Below are 18,883 nucleotides of genomic sequence, written 5' to 3'. Positions count from 1 at the left end.
GATTTACTGGAGTTATTAAATTAGTGTTTTTCATACTGTTTTTTATTTTAACCAAACACTCTAAGAATAAAATCACATATTATTTACTAGCTTTAGTTTTATTCTTTTTATTTAATCAATTTTTGTTTAATCCAATATTTTTATTAGATCCATATTGGGATATTACAAAAGGCAGTATTTATTACTTAATTAGGTATTTATATATTCTTGTTTTTGTAGCTTTCTTTTTGAACTTAAAGGATAAAAAAATAGCAGATAACTTACTCAATATTTTTAAATATGTTTTAGTTGTTAACTCTATATTTATATTATTTGGAGTTTTAACAGAATTTAAAATCTTAACATCTTACCCAAGGTCTCTTGAAAGATTTGGATCTGATGGATTATTTAATAAAGTAAATGAAGTTAGTCATTTATATAACATACTAATTGCAAATTTATATTATAATTATATTAAAAGTAAAAAGGACTTATGGCTTTTATTATATATCGTTGTAATAAGCACTTTTTTAGGAACAAAAACAGTTTTATTATTCTTATCCCTGCTATTAATTTTTCATTTAACTGTTATTGCAAAGAGAAAGAAAATATTTAGAATAATTTTATGTTTTATAGGTGTTGTTTTTATTTTATTTTTTGATAAAATAATGAGTTTTGTATTTAACCTTTCTCCTTTTTGGAAAGAATTAACTGTGAAATATGATATTTTCACGCTGTTATTTTCGAAAAGAGATTTACTTTTTATTAAAGTTTTAGAGTACTTTGATACTTATTGGAATAAGGTTAATTTTCTAATAGGAGGATCATTTTATTCAAGAAACTTCATATTTACTCAAATGGATATTGTTGATGTATTTATTTTTTTCGGAGGAATAGGCACTATAGTTTATATTTTGTTTATTATTAGATATTTCTCTTCAAATGTTAATAGATTTGCGATAATTATTTTTTCGTTTGTTTTCTTTTGTGGTTTGTTAAGTGGAGCTTTGTTTTTAAGTGTGTTATCAATGATTTATTTATATTTAAGTCTTCAGAATAAAAAAATAATATGTTAGTTTATTTAGTAGTTTTTTTTACGTTATTGATAGTTGAAATTATTTATTTAAAACTTGCTAAGTTTTTTAATATTTCTGACACCCCTAACCATAGAAGTGCTCATGTGACTCCAACATTGAGAGGTGGAGGAATAATTCTAGTGCCTGCTATTTTACTTTTTTTATTACTCTTTCCTAATGAGTTAAATGATTACATAGGTTTTTGTCTAGCAGTATTGATTTTAGCAATTATAAGTTTTATAGATGATATAATAACATTGTCATCAAAAATTAGAATAATTATTCACGTTATATCATTAACAATAGTTTTTTATAGCTTAAATCTTTTTCAGGCATCAAGTTTGTTTGAAATGACGTTGATATTTTTGGCATATATATTTTCATTAGGATATTTAAACATCTATAATTTTATGGATGGCATTAATGGAATTACATTTCTTAATGCCTTAATAACCTTCGTAACCTATTATTTAATAAATGAGTATATCATTGAGTTTTCTAGTTCAGATTTATTAATGGTATTAATATTTGCTATTGTTGTATTTGGTATTTTTAACTTTAGAAAAAAACCTAAATGTTTTGCTGGAGATGTTGGAAGTATTACAATAGGTTTTACAATTATTTATTTTATTATTAAATTATTTTCGATTACTGGAAGTTATGCTGTATTTTTAATGTTGGGGGTTTATTTATTAGATGGAGGTTGGACTATAATCGAGCGATTAGTTAGAAAAGAAAATATTCTTGAAGCCCACCGAAGACATTTATATCAGCTTTTTGCAAATGAAATCAAAGTCCCTCATTTAAAAATCTCATTAATGTACTTTTTGGTGCAGATGTTTCTAAATTTAATAGTATTATATTTAATAAAAATTGGTGAAAAAAATTATTTAATTGTTGTTTTAATTTTTATGGTACTATCTATTGGGTATTTTTTTATGAAAAGAAATACTTATAGGAAAGTAAATCAAATAAATGAAAAGTAGAGTGCTATTGTCTAATTCCCATTTGAGTGGAAAAGAAAAAATCTATATACAAGAAGCTATAGAGAGTAATGAATTGACTTATGGAAATAATTTAAATGTATTTCAAGATTCCTTGGAAAGTTATTTAGGCAATGATAAAAAAATTGTTGCCCTTTCAAGTGGTACATCGGCCATTCATTTAGCATTAATTATGGCAGGAGTAAAGCATGGCGATGAGGTTATTTGTCAGAGTTTTACTTTTTCTGCATCTGCAAACCCTATTACTTATCAAGGAGCTATTCCAGTTTTTGTTGATAGTGAAAAGGATACATGGAATATGTGTCCAATACATTTAGAAAAAGCTATTAAACACAGAATTTCTTTAGGAAAGAAACCTAAAGCGATAATATTAGTTCATTTATATGGTATGCCAGCTAAGATTGATGAAGTATTAGCTTTAGCAAAAAAGTATGAAATAGCCTTAATAGAAGATGCTGCTGAGGCTTTAGGGTCAAGTTATAAAGGGCAAAAATGTGGCACTTTTGGCGATTTTGGAATTTTATCATTCAACGGAAATAAGATTATAACAACTTCTGGGGGAGGAGCATTGGTGTGTAAAAATGATGAGGATAAGAAAAAAGCTATTTTTCTAGCTACCCAAGCAAGAGACGAAGCAGTTCATTATGAGCATTCTCACATAGGATATAATTATCGTATGAGTAATATTGTGGCAGGAATTGGAAGAGGGCAAATGGAAGTTTTAGATAAACATGTGGCTTTGCGTCAAGAAATGAATAATTTTTACCGAAACTTGTTTAAAGAGGTTAAAGGAGTTCAGGTATTACAAGAATTAAAGAAAGGTATTATTTCAAATCATTGGTTAAGTTGTGTAGTAATTAATGAGCAGGAAACTGGGTTTTCTAGAGAAGACTTAAGATTAGCTTTACTAAAAGATAACATAGAATCTAGACCTTTATGGAAACCAATGCATTTACAACCAATATTTGTAGATAGTGCTTTTTATGGAGATGGATTTTCAGAAGAATTATTTAAAAAAGGCCTATGTTTACCTTCTGGTTCAAACCTAACAGAAGTAGAAAAAGATAGGGTAAAAGTCGTAATTAAGAAAATGATTGGTTAAAATATATTAACTTAGCTAAGAAGGGTTCACTCAATGAGTTTTATAAAGTCAATAAATATAGCATTAAATCAGGTTTTTCAATCAAGTAGAAAAAGATTGGATTTTCAGAATTTGGGTTATTTACCTAGATGGTTAATTTTATTATTTGATATAATTATTTGTTTAGGTTCAATAGTTATAACATCATTTATTGTAAGTAATGTATCGGGAGTAGACTTAAAGTATTATTTAATAGATAGAAATGATATACTGATAGTTACTGTAAATGTTGTGTTTTTTATTTTATTCAGAACTTATGCAGGACTAATCAGACACTCGTCATTTATAGATGCTGTAAAATTTTTTTTAGCTTCTTCAGGAACTTTTTTTACACTCTTAATTGCTAATTACATTTCATTGTTTTTAAATGATGAGCAGCTTCTAACAATACCTAAATTGGTTATTTACTTTAGTGTTTCGTTTACTTTTTTATTTTTATTTAGGGTATTAGTTAAACAGGTGTATGAAGTGTTTATGAAGCATACTAATACTAATGATGTTAAAAAAGTTCTTATTTATGGTTCAGATTCTAATGCTATAGCTATAGCAAATGCCTTGAAATCTGAACTACCTGCTAGATTTAGACCTGTTGGTTTTGTGCAAAAAAATTCTAAAAATCAAAGCAAACAAATATTAGGTTTACCTATTATCTCACTAAAAAAAAATATTTCTGTTTTACTGAGAGCTAATAATGCTCAAGCTTTGATATTAGCCGACAAAAATATAACAGTAGATGAACGAATTAAATTAGTTGACGATTGTTTAGAATTTAATTATAATGTCTACAGAGCTCCTTTAGTATCTGACTTAGAAGATGATAAAAATCTTACTAATCAAATTCAAAATATTCAAATTGAAGATTTATTAGAAAGAGACCCAATAGTTTTAGATAACAAATTAATAATTAAAGAATTATTTCAGAAAACAGTATTTGTAACTGGTGGAGCAGGATCTATTGGTAGCGAAATACTAAGGCAGGTAGCTAATTATAATACTAAGAAAATAGTTATAATAGATCAGGCAGAAACTCCTCTGTATCAAATACAGTCAGAAATAAAGGCAACCTTCCCTAATGTTGAGTTTGATGCAGTAATAGCAGATGTCTCAAATTATGAAAAAATAGAAAGTATTTTTAAACAATATAAACCAGATATTGTATATCACGCTGCTGCTTATAAACATGTCCCATTAATGGAAAATAACCCCTCTGAGGCTATTTTTGTTAATGTTCAGGGGAGTAAAAATTTAGCTGATTTATCATTGAAATATGATGTAGAGAAGTTTGTCATGGTATCAACAGATAAAGCAGTTAACCCTAGCAATGTAATGGGAGCCTCAAAGCGAATAGCAGAAATGTATGTTCAATCGTTACATTATTTTGCAAAAAAATCTCAAAACTTTAAAACCAACTTTATTACAACTCGTTTTGGAAATGTTTTAGGGTCTAATGGTTCTGTAGTACCGTTATTTAAAAAACAGATAGCAGAAGGTGGCCCTTTAACAATTACTCACCCAGATATTATTAGATATTTTATGACCATTCCGGAAGCTTGTCAGTTAGTTCTTGAAGCTGCAGCAATGGGGAACGGAGGGGAAATATTTATTTTTGATATGGGTAAGGCTGTAAAAATTATAGACTTAGCTACAAAAATAATAAAGTTGTCAGGTTATGAACCATATAAAGACATTGATATTAAAGTAATTGGGTTAAGACCAGGAGAAAAGCTTTATGAAGAGTTATTAAATGATAAAACGACAACTCTTCCTACCTATCATAATAAAATTATGATTGCTAAAGTAGAAGCTGAAAATTATAATAGAATAAGTGAAGAAATATCTGTTTTGATTGATTATGCTAAACTTTTTGACAACCATAAAATCGTTAGCCAGATGAAAGTAATAGTACCTGAATTTAAAAGTATGAATTCAGCTTTCGAAACATTAGACATTAAATAAAGTTTTAGTGTTAAAACGGCTTTATTTACTATCTTTATTCCCTTTTTAAGAAGAAAAACACATGAAAATTACCGTAATAGGTACTGGCTATGTAGGTCTAGTTACTGGAACTTGCTTAGCAGAAACAGGAAATGAAGTTATTTGTGTAGATATTGATGCACAAAAAGTTGAAAAAATGAAAGAGGGAATTGTTCCAATTTATGAACCTCATTTAGATGTACTTTTTCATAGAAATATTAAAGCTAATAGATTACAATTCACCACATCTTTTAGCGAAGGATTAGATCATGGAGAAATTATTTTCTTAGCCTTGCCTACACCAGAAGGCGAAGATGGGTCAGCCGATTTATCTTATGTATTAGGAGTAGCCCAAAGCATTGGTAAAGAAATAAGCGAATATAAAGTTATAGTAGACAAAAGTACCGTTCCTGTGGGTACAGCAGATAAGGTTAGGGAAACCATAAAAAAATATACTACTGTAGATTTTGATGTGGTTTCTAATCCAGAGTTTTTAAGAGAAGGCTTTGCTGTTGATGATTTTTTAAAGCCAGAAAGAATTGTTATTGGATCAAGTTCGGAAAAAGCTATAGAGTTAATGCAAAAGCTTTATAAACCATTTGTAAGATCAGGAAATCCAATAATAGTTATGGATGAGAAGTCAGCTGAATTGACAAAATATGCAGCTAATTCATTTCTAGCTACCAAGATTACCTTTATGAATGAAATAGCTAATTTTTGTGAAAAGGTAGGAGCAGATGTAGACAAAGTAAGAATAGGAATGGGTACAGACTCTAGAATTGGTAAACGATTCTTGTTTCCAGGTATAGGTTATGGAGGTTCTTGTTTTCCTAAAGATGTTAAAGCTCTTTATAAAGCAGGAAAAGAAGCAAATTACAATTTTTCCATATTAGACTCTGTTATTAGAGTTAACGATGTTCAGAAAACTATTTTAATACCTAAGATTGAAGATCATTTTAAAGGAAAAATAGCTGGCAAAACAATCGCTGTTTGGGGTTTGGCCTTTAAGCCAGAGACAGATGATATAAGAGAAGCTCCAGCACTTTATGTAATAGATGAGTTGTTGAAAAAAGGTGCATCTATACAAGCTTTTGACCCAGAAGCGATGCCAAATGTACAGCGTAGATATGGAGATACAATTCAGTTTGCATCTAATATGTACGAAGCTTTGAATAAAGCAGATGCTTTAGTTATTAGTACTGAATGGAGCATTTTTAGAAACCCTGATTTCATAAAAATAAAAGAGAAGCTTAATAATGCAGTTATTTTTGATGGAAGGAACCTATATGATATTAACGATATAGAAAAAGAAAAGATTAAGTATGTCTCTATAGGAAGAAAACAAATTATATAATGCAAAAAAGGATTTTAATAACAGGTGCGGCAGGTTTTTTAGGGTCACATTTATGCGATAAATTTATATCTGAAGGTTATTATGTTATTGCAATGGATAATCTTATAACTGGAGATTTAAAGAATATAGAACATCTTTTTAAGTTAGAAAACTTTGAGTTTTACAACCACGATGTAACTAAGTTTGTACATATTCCTGGTAAACTGGATTATATTTTACATTTTGCATCACCAGCAAGTCCGATAGATTATTTAAAAATACCGATTCAAACTTTAAAAGTAGGATCATTAGGAACTCATAATTTGCTAGGTTTAGCAAAAGAGAAAAAAGCTACAATATTAATTGCATCTACATCTGAAGTATATGGAGATCCTTTAGTTCACCCACAATCAGAGGAGTATTACGGAAATGTTAATACGATTGGACCTAGAGGAGTTTATGATGAAGCAAAACGTTTTCAAGAATCAATTACAATGGCCTATCATAGGTTTCATGGTTTAGATACAAGAATCGTTCGTATATTCAATACATATGGTCCTAGAATGAGACTAAACGATGGTAGAGTTATTCCAGCTTTCATTGGTCAAGCTCTTAGAGGTGAAGATTTAACTATTTTTGGTAAAGGATTACAAACAAGATCATTCTGTTATATAACAGATCAGGTAGAAGGAATTTATAAGTTATTATTGAGCAATTACTCTTTGCCGGTTAATATTGGTAATCCTGACGAAATTACGATTAGAGATTTTGCAGAAGAAATAATTAAATTAACCGGTACACAACAAAAAATAGTGTATCAAGACTTACCAGAAAACGACCCTCTACAAAGACAGCCAGATATTTCATTAGCAAAAAAGCTTTTAAATTGGTCACCCAAAGTGCCTAGAGAAGAAGGTATGAAAAAAACATTTGAATATTTTAAAAGCCTATCAAAAGAAGAACTTTTTAAAAAAGAGCATAAAGATTTTTCTAAACATATAATAAAGTAACGTTTTTATCGTTTAGGCTTAAACTAATAATTAATGACATTAAAAAGGGGCAGATATTCTGGCTTTATAAGACCTTTGTTGTATTTAATAGACATTGCTATTTTAATAGCATTCGTTTATTACGTACATCCACTTAGGTTAACATCTCCTTATTTTACCCCCTTTTTATTAGTAGGCTGGTTGTCGAGTTCATTTTTCACTAGTTATTATCAAGTATATCGTTTTACAAGTTTTGTTAAAATAGCCATCACAGCATCTAAACAATACTTGTTATATTCATTAATATACTTTTCTTATTTTTCATTTGGTACAACAACATTACAGTTACCTAAAGTAATTTATTTCTTACTGATACTTTTTACAGTTTTTTTCTTGGTAAAAATTCTAGTTTATTGGGGCTTAAAAACCTATAGATTAAAAGGAGGAAGTAATAGAAATACAATTATTTTAGGATATAATCAAGCAACTAAAACACTTGAAGAATTCTTTTCTAAAAGGCCCATTTACGGCTATAAGTATTTAGGCTTTTTTACCAATGAAGATATTAAAGAACGAATAGGAAACTTTAAAGATGTTTTTACTTTTTTGAGTAGAAATAATGTAGATGATATTTACTGTTCTATTAGTGAGTTTAGCCAAGAAGAGATAGATAAATTAGTTAAGTACGCCAATACTCATTTTAAAACATTAAAATTTATACCTGATTCTAATCAAATTATGTCTGCTGGATTTGATGTAGATTATTATGATTATTTTCCAGTACTTAAAATGCAAGAGTTGGCATTGAATAAAAAGAGTAATAGATTGTTAAAAAGAGCTTTTGATATATTATTTTCTTTGATAGTGATATTAGGTGTTTTATCATGGCTAACTCCTCTTTTATTTATATTGATAAAACTAGAATCTAAAGGTTCTTTATTTTATATAAAAGATAGAAACGGATTAGATTACAAAACCTTTAAGTGCTATAAATTTAGGTCTTTAAGGGTAAATGTAGATGATGATAAATTACATGTAGATAAGAAAGATAATAGAATAACAACAATAGGAAGGTTTTTAAGAGCAACTAGTTTAGACGAACTCCCTCAGTTTTTTAATGTTCTAAAGGGTGATATGTCTGTTGTAGGGCCAAGACCACATATGTTAGCCTATAACAAAGCCTATGCAGATCAAGTAGATAATGTTCAATTAATGGCTCGGCATTTAATTTTACCAGGAGTTACTGGTTTAGCGCAAGTAAGAGGATATAGAGGCGCTGTAAATGAAGATTCCGATATAATAGGAAGGGTTAAATTAGATCTTTTTTATATTAAAAACTGGACAATTCTTTTAGACTTAAAGATTATATTATTAACAGTATTGAAGCTTTTTAAAGGCGATGACAAAGCTTTTTAAAAAATAGAAATACTCTGCAAGAATTTTTTAAATTGTATATCTAGATCAAAGTTTCTTTCAACCGTATCAATTATATCTGTTTTTAAAGGCAGGGAAATAGATTTATTATTCAGGCTTTCTAAAAACTCATTCAAAGCTTTAAAATCGTTACTAGCTATGCTATAGCCTAGTTTATTTTTAACAACTAAATCACTCCCCTCTCCTTCAGATAAATATAAAATGGGTAGCCCTAATCGGCTATATTCAAATATTTTAGATGGTACTGAACCGTAAATCCTATTTTTAAGAGGAATTAAAGTTAATTGATATTCTTGTAATTCTTCGTGTAGTTTTTCTCTAGAAATAGAGTTGTGATAAAAGATATTATCTTTTTCTTGAGCTATTTTAGTAATTAGTTCTGCTTCAGGCCCATTACCATAGATGTGAAATTCAATGTTTTTCGGCAGCTCAATTTCTTGACATATTTTGTAAATCCCTTGTGCAATTCCTAACAAACCAGCATAGACAATTTTTATTTTTTCTGATGATTTTGTTCCCTGAATAATTGGTGTTTTAAAATCAGGATAATTTCTGTATAGAAAAGTATTTTTATCAGGCATTTTTTTAGAAATATGAGTTAAAATTTCTTCAGATTGCCCCATGATTAAATGACTATTCTTATAATTAAAAACTTCTATTTTTTCTAGTATAGAATAATAAAAACCTTTATTAAGTATTCCCATCTCTAATCCGGCCAAAGGCCAAAGATCAGATACATTTAAAATAACTTTTTTTCCTTTTAACTTAGAAACTAATACAGCAAAAAAGCCTACAAATAAAGGTGAACACTGTATAATTACTTTTTTGGGTGTTTTTTTGAATAATAAAAAAAAGAATAAAGTCAGCGAAAAAGATAGCATAGAAAATAAGCGAATAAACTTATTTTTAGAGTTATTTGCCCAAAGCCAAAGCCTATAAACCGTTAAATCATCTTCATTCGTTTTTTTAATAAAAGAACCTTTGTACTCTTTAAAAATAGACCCAAAAGGGTAGTTGGGTAATGGGCAAAGAACAGTAGTATTATATCCATTTTTAGTTAAGTTCTCAGCTAAAGAATATATCCTATTAGGAGCTGCACCTGTCTCAGGTGGAAAATAATTAGATATAATAAGAATGTCTTTACGGCTCATTTAGCAATGTAACTATAAAGACAAACTTACTATAAATAAAATTATGTTTAGCAATGCTTAAAAGTTAATGCCAATTCTAGTACTTATATCTACATAAAGATTACTTTCTGTTTTAGAATTTACTTTAGTCTGTATCCAACCTAAACCAAAACCAAATTCATAGAAGAAATTTTTTCCAAAAGCTCTTTTAATTCCGTATTTAGGGGCAATTACAAAAGTATTAGAAAGCTCAATATTGTTATTAGAGTTGTATAATTCACTTTCAGTAAAACCATAAAGTGTCCTTAAAGAAAAGTAATTTCCTGAATTTCTATTTGTATTTTTTTCTAGGTTTTTTCTTCTGTCTATGTTGTAATAAAACATAGGTTCTGCCGTTATGGTAGGGGCGAAAAGAAAACCTGTTTTTTCTTTTAGTCTAGAGCTTTCAAAACTTAAATACTCATAACTAAATAAATCTACACCGGCTTCTAGGCGTAGAGTGGCTTTGCGGGCTAATTTTATTTCGTTTTGTAGTTTGGCTTCTACTAAACCAATAGTTACTCCCCATTGATTTTTTTCAACACTTGCTTGAGTGTTCTCTTCTTGAGCGGTTAAAAAAACGCTGCTTGATAGGCAAATAAGCAATAATAATTTCTTAATCATTTTTTTGATAAATTAGATTTGGAATAACAAAAATAAATCTAATTCTTACAAGTTTAATAATGAAAATGAATTAATATTTTAAAAGTTTATTGTTCTATAAAAGAAGTAAACTGCTTCAATTTCCCGCTTTTCGAGCGCTCTAATTGTGTAAAATAAATAAACTGAACATTTAGATTAGGTTCTAAATAATTATGCAAAGCATTAGTAATATCTAGTTTTTGATTGTTGTTTAATTCTGTTATTGAAGAATAATGAATTTCAAATGTATCTAAAGCTGTTTGGGTAACCTTAATTTCTTTAACCAATCCATTATCTTTCATGATGGATTTAGTTACATAATAAAAAGTTAATCCAGGTGCTACCTTTCCACTAGGTAATCTAACTAAATCTTCTTTTCTACCCTCTAATTTTTCTAATACAACTGTTTTATCATCTAATTTTTTTATGCTTCCCATATCGCCTAATTCATAGCGAATAAAAGGATGAGCTTTGTTGTATAAAGAGCTAATAACGAGTTTTCCAACCTCACCATTTGGTAAAGGTTGATTGTTTTGATCTAATACCTCAACAAATAGTGTTTCATTGTTTATAACCCATTGGTCTTGAGTGTTCTGAAATGCAATTAAATCTAGTTCAGAGGCGCCATATTCGTTTATCACGGGTATGCCAAAAGCTTTTTGCATTAAAATTTTATCCTCTTCTGAGCACATTTCTGAAGTTACAACAGCAGCACTTATTGTTGGACAAATATTTTTTAGAACTATGTTTTTTTGAATCAAAAACTCTGCAAAGGCAACAATTACGGTAGTATAGCCATTTAAGAAAACATATTTGTTTTTCTTGAATTTTCGAATCCAACTTTCAAAAGCTCTATCCGATAAATCAAAAACATTAAAGCGATATCTATTAGCAAAAAGATCTTTTATTCGCTCTTTGTAATACCCTTTTTTGTCTTTAGGAATTCCGTAAAAACGCGCTTGTTTTTTTCCGTATAAATTGTGCCAATTGAATCTGTTTTGTATTACAGTCCAAGTTAATGCATGTGTAAATTTATCTTTGGCAAAATAAAAAGGATCTCCAGTAGATCCAGATGTTTTGTTTATATAACAATTTTTAGGTGTATAACCTCTACTCAATCTTTTTATTAGCGGGATTTGTAAATCTTTTTTGGCCAGAACTGGCAAGTCATTCCAGTTAGGATCATCTGTTTTAACTAAAGATTGATAAAAAGTATTGTGTTGCAAATGATATTGAACAATAGCCTTTTTTTGATTTTCTACATACTTTTTAAAGTCACTATCGCTAAGGGCTTGAATTTCTTTTAATTCTTTTTTAGCCTCATCAATAGGAAATTGATTTAGTTTTAATGAAAAATCAATGCTATTCATTTAATATATCTTAATTTTGCACTTTATTTTTTAGCAGGAGGCCATAATAAAGCTTTCATTTTGGGTAAAGATAAAAGTAATTTAACAGCACAACAAACAACACACAAAAATGAATATTTTAATATTAGGATCTGGAGGTAGAGAACACGCTTTTACATGGAAGATTGCGCAAAGTGATAAATGTTCTAACTTATTTGTAGCACCAGGAAATGCAGGTACTGCGAGTATAGCAACTAATGTAGCTATTAATGTTACAGAGTTTGATAAAATAAAAGATTTTGTCATTGCTAATCAAATAGAAATGGTGGTAGTTGGACCAGAAGATCCGTTGGTTAGAGGTATTCATGATTTCTTTTTAGCAGATGAACAACTAAAAGAGGTAATTGTAATAGGTCCTGAAAAGTTAGGAGCTACTTTAGAAGGAAGTAAAGAGTTTTCTAAAGAGTTTATGTTTCGTCATAACATACCAACTGCCGCATATAAAAGTTTTACAGCAGATAATTTAGAACAAGGATATGCTTTTTTAGAGAGTTTAAAAGCTCCTTATGTATTAAAAGCAGATGGTTTAGCTGCAGGAAAAGGAGTGTTGATAATACAAGACTTGCATGAGGCTAAAGATTCTTTAAAAGAGATGTTAGTAGAGGCTAAATTTGGTAATGCAAGTGCTAAAGTAGTTATAGAAGAGTTTTTAGATGGTATTGAGTTAAGTTGTTTTGTATTAACCGATGGTAAAAGCTACAAAATTTTACCAATGGCTAAAGATTATAAAAGAATTGGCGAAGGTGATACAGGATTAAACACAGGAGGTATGGGAGCAGTTTCTCCAGTTCCTTTTGCAGATGAGGTATTAAAGCAAAAAATAGAAGACCGTATAGTAAAACCTACTATTAACGGATTGGTAAAAGATAATATTCCATATAAAGGCTTTGTGTTTATAGGTTTAATTAGAGTTAATAACGAACCATATGTTATAGAATATAATGTTCGTATGGGAGATCCTGAAACAGAAGTAGTAATACCAAGAGTTAAATCAGATCTAGTAGAATTATTTCAAGCAGTAGGTAACCAAACATTAGATAAAGTTTCTATAGAGTTAGATGAGCGTTCTGCTTGTACAGTAATGACTGTTTCTGGAGGATATCCTGAAGCTTACGAAAAAGGAAAAGAATTAATAGGGTTAGATACTATTAATGGCTCTATTCCTTTTCATGCAGGAACAAAATTAGAAGGAGATAAGGTAGTTACTAATGGTGGTAGAGTATTAGCAATGACTTCTTATGGTAAAGACTTTAAAGAGGCTTTAGCTACTTCTTATAGCAATGTAGCTAAATTTAGCTTTGATAAAATGTATTACAGAACCGATTTAGGTTTCGATTTGTAAAAAATACTAGTATATAAAAAAGCCCTTTGAAATTTTCAAAGGGCTTTTTTTATTATGATAAAATGAACGAAGGTTTATTCAAAAAAAGAGTGAGAAACAATATCTCTTCTTTCTTTTCCTTCTTCGTTAAATATTTTTAATTGCTTTAACCAGTATAAAATTGCTACAAACCCTATTAAGGTTAAAATCCAGTTTATAGTGTTAGCTGCCCACCAGTTTTCAAGCTCTAATTTTGCCATATCTCCCATAGGAGCTAATAAAGCCATAAATAAATCTTGTATTGCGTAAACTAAATCAGTCATCTTTCTTATTTTTATGCCAACAAATATACAGTATACCAAATAAACCACAAAATAAAACAAAAACACTTGTTCATTTTTCCTCTTTTTTCATTGTAATAAACTTGCGTAGCAAAGGCGATGCAATTATATTACAGCTTCAAAAGAGAAAAAAGCAACCTCGAGTTTTAAGTCTCATTTTATAATTTATTTGATATTATTTTTCTTTTTAGAAAACCATTATAACCAATGATTGCATCAATTTTTAATAAATCTAAGCCTATCAATCTTGTTTTAGCAGGCTTATTGGTTTTAATTAGTTTCTTAACTAATCAAATTCTAGATCTAGAAGTAGTAGATGCAACTACTGTAGGGAAATTACTTTTTGCTACAGCAATAGTCATTTTTTCCATTTTTGCAGTTGATTTCATTGCTAAAAAGAATGCGCTATCAGATCAGAACAGTTTTATAATTTTATTGTTTGCTCTCTTTTTTGGTTTTTTTGAAGATGCTTTAAATAATTTTAACCTAGTAATAGCCAATGCATTTGTATTATTAGCTTTAAGGAAAATCATTAGCTTAAAATCAGAGTTAAATACTACCAAAAAAATATTTGATGCAGCTTTATGGATTGCAGTTGCAAGCCTGTTTCATTCTGTTGCTATAATTTATTTATTAGCCTTATATATAGGCATTTTGTTGTATGCATCTAATTATTATAAAAACTGGTTAGTTCCTATAGTCAGTTTATTTATAGTATTTGTTATTGCAAGTACGGGTCAATTATTCTTTTGGGGAGAAATATCATATTTTAAAGAAGTATCATTTCAGTTTTTACTAAACTTCAATTCTTTTAAAAACATATTATTATTGGCTTTGTTTGTAACACTAATAATAATTGGTTTGTTTTTATTACCAGTTAATGTTAGAGAGAAAACCAAAAAAAATAAATCAACATATCTTTTAGTATCAGTTATTCTATTAGTGAGTGTATTGTTGAGTTTTTTATCAAATACAGAATCGTTATCTATTTTAATTTTTACATATTTTCCGTTGTCTTGTATTTTGAGTGTGTTTTTAGAAAGACTCAATAACACTATTCAATCAATAAGTATATATGTATTGATGTTAATAGTTCTTGGAATAAATTTTCTTTAAAAAAAGTTAAAACAGTTTAAGGTTATAAAATTTCGTTTTGAAATAGTACCTTTGAAATTATAAAATTTTACCTATGATGTTTACAGAAAAAGCTAATAAAATATTTCAAGAGGCTATAGACACCTATCATATTAAAGATGATGTATATCAACCTTTTGAAAATAAGTACGATAAAAATGAGGATTTATTAGCACATTTATTATACAGAAAGTGTTGGATAGATACTGTTCAATGGCATTACGAAGATATTATTCGTGATCCGAATATTGATCCTGTAGCGGCATTAGATTTAAAGCGTAAAATAGATGCTTCTAATCAGGATAGAACAGATATGGTAGAATATGTAGATAGTTACTTTTTAGATCAATATAAAGATGTTAAAACTAAAGAAGGAGCAACTATTAATACAGAAAGTCCAGCTTGGGGAGTAGATAGGTTATCTATTCTAGCATTGAAGGTATATCATATGCATGAAGAAGCTAATCGTTCTGATGCTTCAGAAGAACATAAAGCAGCTTGTCAGAAAAAATTAGATGTATTACTTGAGCAAAGAGTAGATTTATCTACTGCAATAGATACTTTATTGTCTGATATAGAAAAAGGAGATAAATACATGAAAGTATACAAGCAAATGAAAATGTATAATGATGATGAGTTAAATCCAGTATTACGTTCTCAAAAATAATATGAATCCTGAATGAAAATTCAGGATTTCTTTTCTACTAATAAATTTGAAAGCTCAATTCAAACATATCTTAGTAATTAGGTTATCAGCTATGGGTGATGTAGCTATGACAGTGCCGGTTTTAAAAGCCTTTACACAGCAGCATCCAGAAGTTAAAGTAACCGTATTAACCAGAGCTTTCTATGGAGTGTTTTTTAATGATATTCCTAATGTAAAAGTATTTTCTCCAGAATTAAAAGGAAAACATAAAGGGTTTTTAGGCCTTAGAAGGTTATCTAAAGAATTATCTAAATTAGATATCGATGCTGTAGCAGATTTACATGATGTTCTACGTTCTAATATATTGATTAGGTTTTTAAAACTGAAAGGTATTCCATATCAGCAGATACATAAGGGAAGGGCAGATAAAAAAGCTTTAACAAGGCCCGATAATAAAGTTCTCAAGCCCTTACAAACAACTCATGAAAGATACGCCGATGTGTTTAGATTATTAGGTTTTTCATTAGACTTAAGTGAACTGATTTTAAAACAAAAGGGTGCTATAAACATACCTTTTTTAGAATCTTTTAAGGGTAATAAATTAATAGGTATTGCACCTTTTGCGGCTCATAAAGGAAAAATGTTTCCTTTAGATAGAATGGAAAAAGTAGTGGCTAAGTTGGCTCAAGAATCTAATACTAGTATTTTATTGTTTGGTGGAGGAAAAGAAGAACGGTTGTTGTTAGACAACATAACTGAAAAGTTTAACAATGTAATTAATGTCGTTTCAAAGTTTTCTTTTGAAGAGGAGTTAGGTCTTATTTCTAATTTAGATGTTATGATTTCTATGGATTCTGGCAATGGTCATTTGGCAGCAATGTATGGTGTACCTGTTATTACTGTGTGGGGAGTAACTCATCCATATGCAGGTTTTGTGCCTTTTAATCAGCCAGAAAAGAATCAAGTTTTACCAGATTTAGAGTTGTATCCTAAAATACCTACATCTATTTACGGTAATAAATATCCTGAAATATATATTACTTGTTTTGATACCATCAAAGTTGCTACTATAGTAGAAAGATGTTTAACGCTGTTAAACTAAAAAGCGCCTTACAAACCAATAGTAAGACGCTGTGTTTAGCAATTTTCATTGCACCCGAATTAATTTTGTAATTAAGTTTGTTGAGTGTGAGGTAAACTAAAATTATTTCTTTTTTAATTGTTTATTTTCTTTCTTTAGTTCAAGAATCATTCTTCTTAGTTCTTCAATTTGTGCCTGTTGTTCCTGAATAGCTTTTACTGTTACTGGAATTATTTGATTATACATGATTCCAGTAGGGTTATCAATAGTCATCTTTATAGGATCCTCTCCTTCTTTTAAAGTAACCCAATCAGAAGTCTTAACTGCTTCTGGAATAGCATTTAGTAGATTGTTAGTGGTAAAGCCTAATCTAATATCCCTTTCTTCAACCCTAGAAGTTCTATTTCCAATATTTCTAATTTCTTCTCTATAAGTTATTGGTTCTAATTTCATGATTTCTGCTAAACCTCTAGATTGATTTTTTTCCCTACCTGATATTCTATTATAAGTAGTACCACCTGTTGCAATAAAGTCTTGCGCATATACATCGTCCCAATTTCTTACTGGGCCTGATTGAAAAGCACTACCAGCCCCTAAATCTGCTCCTAAATTATCCATTGGGCTTAACGCACTGGTTTCTAAAAATAATTCGCTTGTACCGTCTACAATATATTCTATTGATCCTAATGCAATAGCAGATCCACCTGAAGAGCCATTATAAAAGCCTGCAACAAAATCTTTAGTATAACTCGAGTTACCAGAGTCATTAAAACTAGAACCGTCGTCAGTGTCAACTGAAGGGAATCCACCACCAAAGTTTATGTAATTATCTTCTAGATTTGTCTCCATAACAGTCCTGCTACTTCCTTCAAAAATAATATCACCCGGAAAAGCTCCAGTACCAGTCGAGAAAGTTAAATCGTTATCATCTAAGTTAATGGTCGTGTTGTTAATTAATGTTCCGCCTAAAACCACATCTCCACCACTTATTGACAAACCATTATCTGCTGTTGTAGATCCACCACCAGATGGTAAGGTTACTGTGTTTCCTCCAGATATAGTTAAATCGTTACCTGAAATACTTAAAGTTTGTGCAGATCCGGCTCCTGAAACAGCTTGCCAAGTAGCATTTCCGTTAGCATCAGATGTTAGAACATATCCTGTTTGTTCGTTACCATCTTCCAGTCTGAAAACAGATGTTGCAGGACCTGCTGCTTCTGTTACTAAAACATTGTCTATTGATGCTCCGTAGTCAAATATACCAGTATATTCAAATCGTATAGAATAACTGTTGCCAGCTGTAACTGTTGCAGAACCTGAGTATGATGTATCTACATCTGTAGTAGTATTAATTAAGTCTGCACCAACTTGAGAAGTTGTAGTGTTATTATATAAATAGACTCTAAATATGTCATCAGCACCAGTATAATCATTATAACGATAATCAAAACTAATATTAATTGATGTTGTAGTTGGGTTAGATGATAAGTTTACAATAGCCGTTGCATTTTGGCTACAACCAGATTCATCAGAGTCTATATAAATCCAAGTTCCTGTACACGATGAACAGTTTGCGTTTGTGTCACCAGTAGTTGTAGATTCCCATCCATCTACTGTACAACCACTACTAGAGTTGTTTTCTATTACTGTATAAGAATTGAAGTCTTGGTTTAATAAAGTTCCACCACCGCCAGTAGTTCCGGTAATGTGAAATTTAGCTGTTGGAGAAGTATTTCCTACACCAATATTTCCAGAGTTTGAATTATACATATCGTTTCCTGATACTGTCCAATCATCATCTGAACCACCAAAAGGAGTCCAAGTAGTTCCGTTGTAATAATAAAATCCTGGAGTGTTATTTGTTTGATAAATTAATAAACCTGTTGCTGGTGATACTATTGCATTTCTCTGAGCTTGATTCATTCTAGGAGTTAACATTCCCTGAGTTGTAGATTCAATATCTAATATTGAGCTTGCATCTGGAGTTGTGGTTCCTATTCCTACTTGTGCTTGGGTTGTTATAGCTAAAAAGATAGCTAAAATTGTGTAAATCGCTTTCATAAATTCGGGTATTATTTCGGATTAATGATGCAAACTTATGTCTCAAGTGTATAAAATGAAGTAGCGATTTAAGATTAGGTGTACTGATTTACGGAAAAGCTAGTAAATAAAAGGGGAATAAAGCATCTTTGTTCTGTAGGTAAATTTAA

The 18,883-nt window shown here is 29.7% G+C and carries 16 protein-coding genes; 11 read left to right on the top strand and 5 right to left on the bottom strand.

All coding sequences use genetic code 11. The features are described 5' to 3' along the window. Positions 1–122 precede the first annotated feature (122 nt). The 7 genes from ACFQ1O_RS11355 (at position 123) to ACFQ1O_RS11325 (ending at position 8,912) form a co-directional block, all read left to right on the top strand. A complete protein-coding gene (locus ACFQ1O_RS11355) occupies positions 123–1,055 on the top strand; it encodes a hypothetical protein (RefSeq protein WP_377716137.1) in 933 nt (310 codons plus the stop codon). Then, positions 1,049–2,041 (top strand): MraY family glycosyltransferase, encoded by a 993-nt coding sequence (locus tag ACFQ1O_RS11350; protein ID WP_377716136.1) that lies wholly within the window; start codon positions 1,049–1,051, stop codon positions 2,039–2,041. Before ACFQ1O_RS11355 ends, ACFQ1O_RS11350 begins: the two co-directional genes overlap by 7 nt. Next, on the top strand, positions 2,031–3,161 hold the full coding sequence (locus ACFQ1O_RS11345) for a DegT/DnrJ/EryC1/StrS family aminotransferase (protein ID WP_377716135.1): 1,131 nt from the start codon (positions 2,031–2,033) through the stop codon (positions 3,159–3,161). Before ACFQ1O_RS11350 ends, ACFQ1O_RS11345 begins: the two co-directional genes overlap by 11 nt. 33 nt (positions 3,162–3,194) lie before the next feature. Beyond that, complete coding sequence (locus ACFQ1O_RS11340; protein ID WP_377716134.1) at positions 3,195–5,156, top strand: polysaccharide biosynthesis protein; 1,962 nt, start codon at positions 3,195–3,197, stop codon at positions 5,154–5,156. A 61-nt stretch (positions 5,157–5,217) separates the two neighbouring features. Then, positions 5,218–6,528: a UDP-glucose dehydrogenase family protein gene (locus ACFQ1O_RS11335; RefSeq protein WP_377716133.1), complete on the top strand. Its 1,311-nt coding sequence runs from the start codon at positions 5,218–5,220 to the stop codon at positions 6,526–6,528. Beyond that, positions 6,528–7,517, top strand: a complete 990-nt coding sequence (locus tag ACFQ1O_RS11330; RefSeq protein ID WP_377716132.1) for a UDP-glucuronic acid decarboxylase family protein — start codon at positions 6,528–6,530, stop codon at positions 7,515–7,517. The genes ACFQ1O_RS11335 and ACFQ1O_RS11330 overlap by 1 nt, the downstream gene beginning before the upstream one ends. A gap of 33 nt (positions 7,518–7,550) precedes the next feature. Continuing rightward, the gene (locus ACFQ1O_RS11325; RefSeq protein WP_377716131.1) at positions 7,551–8,912 is read left to right on the top strand and encodes an exopolysaccharide biosynthesis polyprenyl glycosylphosphotransferase; all 1,362 of its coding nucleotides are present in this window, start codon (positions 7,551–7,553) and stop codon (positions 8,910–8,912) included. Here the strand turns inward: ACFQ1O_RS11325 and ACFQ1O_RS11320 are convergent. From ACFQ1O_RS11320 to ACFQ1O_RS11310, 3 genes are all read right to left on the bottom strand, one after another. Further along, on the bottom strand, positions 8,909–10,081 hold the full coding sequence (locus tag ACFQ1O_RS11320) for a glycosyltransferase family 4 protein (RefSeq protein ID WP_377716130.1): 1,173 nt from the start codon (positions 10,079–10,081) through the stop codon (positions 8,909–8,911). The genes ACFQ1O_RS11325 and ACFQ1O_RS11320 overlap by 4 nt on opposite strands. Positions 10,082–10,138: 57 nt before the next feature. Further along, entirely contained in the window at positions 10,139–10,723 is a 585-nt protein-coding gene (locus ACFQ1O_RS11315) for a hypothetical protein (protein WP_377716129.1), read from the bottom strand. Positions 10,724–10,809: 86 nt separating this feature from the next. Then, a complete protein-coding gene (locus ACFQ1O_RS11310) occupies positions 10,810–12,111 on the bottom strand; it encodes a phenylacetate--CoA ligase family protein (protein WP_377716128.1) in 1,302 nt (433 codons plus the stop codon). Between the two features lie 109 nt (positions 12,112–12,220). Between ACFQ1O_RS11310 and purD the strand changes: the two genes are divergently transcribed. Then, a complete protein-coding gene (purD, locus tag ACFQ1O_RS11305; RefSeq protein WP_377716127.1) occupies positions 12,221–13,492 on the top strand; it encodes a phosphoribosylamine--glycine ligase in 1,272 nt (423 codons plus the stop codon). A gap of 74 nt (positions 13,493–13,566) precedes the next feature. Here purD and ACFQ1O_RS11300 read toward each other — a convergent pair whose 3' ends face one another. Further along, positions 13,567–13,794 (bottom strand): DUF6341 family protein, encoded by a 228-nt coding sequence (locus ACFQ1O_RS11300; protein WP_377716126.1) that lies wholly within the window; start codon positions 13,792–13,794, stop codon positions 13,567–13,569. Between the two features lie 225 nt (positions 13,795–14,019). On the opposite strand from ACFQ1O_RS11300, the gene ACFQ1O_RS11295 reads away from it, so the two are divergent. From ACFQ1O_RS11295 to ACFQ1O_RS11285, 3 genes are all read left to right on the top strand, one after another. Continuing rightward, on the top strand, positions 14,020–14,928 hold the full coding sequence (locus ACFQ1O_RS11295) for a hypothetical protein (protein ID WP_377716125.1): 909 nt from the start codon (positions 14,020–14,022) through the stop codon (positions 14,926–14,928). A gap of 76 nt (positions 14,929–15,004) precedes the next feature. Further along, the gene (locus tag ACFQ1O_RS11290; protein ID WP_377716252.1) at positions 15,005–15,613 is read left to right on the top strand and encodes a DUF4254 domain-containing protein; all 609 of its coding nucleotides are present in this window, start codon (positions 15,005–15,007) and stop codon (positions 15,611–15,613) included. Between the two features lie 46 nt (positions 15,614–15,659). Beyond that, complete coding sequence (locus ACFQ1O_RS11285) at positions 15,660–16,694, top strand: glycosyltransferase family 9 protein (RefSeq protein WP_377716124.1); 1,035 nt, start codon at positions 15,660–15,662, stop codon at positions 16,692–16,694. 102 nt (positions 16,695–16,796) lie between these two features. On the opposite strand, the gene ACFQ1O_RS11280 is transcribed toward ACFQ1O_RS11285, so the two are convergent. Then, positions 16,797–18,734 (bottom strand): hypothetical protein, encoded by a 1,938-nt coding sequence (locus tag ACFQ1O_RS11280; RefSeq protein ID WP_377716123.1) that lies wholly within the window; start codon positions 18,732–18,734, stop codon positions 16,797–16,799. Positions 18,735–18,883: the final 149 nt, after the last annotated feature.

The organism is Pseudofulvibacter geojedonensis, assembly GCF_042675745.1.
GTDB lineage: Bacteria > Bacteroidota > Bacteroidia > Flavobacteriales > Flavobacteriaceae > Pseudofulvibacter > Pseudofulvibacter geojedonensis.
Note: the sequence above shows the minus strand (reverse complement) of the source record. Positions and strands in the feature narration are given on the sequence as shown.

What these genes read in the sequence shown, in the direction of transcription:
- ACFQ1O_RS11335 (WP_377716133.1), top strand. Translation starts at nt 5,218, where the DNA reads ATGAAAATTACCGTAATAGGTACTGGCTATGTAGGTCTAGTTACTGGA.
- ACFQ1O_RS11325 (WP_377716131.1), top strand. Translation starts at nt 7,551, where the DNA reads ATGACATTAAAAAGGGGCAGATATTCTGGCTTTATAAGACCTTTGTTG.
- ACFQ1O_RS11340 (WP_377716134.1), top strand. Translation starts at nt 3,195, where the DNA reads ATGAGTTTTATAAAGTCAATAAATATAGCATTAAATCAGGTTTTTCAA.
- ACFQ1O_RS11320 (WP_377716130.1), bottom strand. Translation starts at nt 10,081, where the DNA reads ATGAGCCGTAAAGACATTCTTATTATATCTAATTATTTTCCACCTGAG.
- ACFQ1O_RS11280 (WP_377716123.1), bottom strand. Translation starts at nt 18,734, where the DNA reads ATGAAAGCGATTTACACAATTTTAGCTATCTTTTTAGCTATAACAACC.
- ACFQ1O_RS11330 (WP_377716132.1), top strand. Translation starts at nt 6,528, where the DNA reads ATGCAAAAAAGGATTTTAATAACAGGTGCGGCAGGTTTTTTAGGGTCA.
- ACFQ1O_RS11350 (WP_377716136.1), top strand. Translation starts at nt 1,049, where the DNA reads ATGTTAGTTTATTTAGTAGTTTTTTTTACGTTATTGATAGTTGAAATT.
- ACFQ1O_RS11300 (WP_377716126.1), bottom strand. Translation starts at nt 13,794, where the DNA reads ATGACTGATTTAGTTTACGCAATACAAGATTTATTTATGGCTTTATTA.
- ACFQ1O_RS11345 (WP_377716135.1), top strand. Translation starts at nt 2,031, where the DNA reads ATGAAAAGTAGAGTGCTATTGTCTAATTCCCATTTGAGTGGAAAAGAA.
- purD (WP_377716127.1), top strand. Translation starts at nt 12,221, where the DNA reads ATGAATATTTTAATATTAGGATCTGGAGGTAGAGAACACGCTTTTACA.
- ACFQ1O_RS11315 (WP_377716129.1), bottom strand. Translation starts at nt 10,723, where the DNA reads ATGATTAAGAAATTATTATTGCTTATTTGCCTATCAAGCAGCGTTTTT.
- ACFQ1O_RS11290 (WP_377716252.1), top strand. Translation starts at nt 15,005, where the DNA reads ATGTTTACAGAAAAAGCTAATAAAATATTTCAAGAGGCTATAGACACC.
- ACFQ1O_RS11295 (WP_377716125.1), top strand. Translation starts at nt 14,020, where the DNA reads ATGATTGCATCAATTTTTAATAAATCTAAGCCTATCAATCTTGTTTTA.
- ACFQ1O_RS11310 (WP_377716128.1), bottom strand. Translation starts at nt 12,111, where the DNA reads ATGAATAGCATTGATTTTTCATTAAAACTAAATCAATTTCCTATTGAT.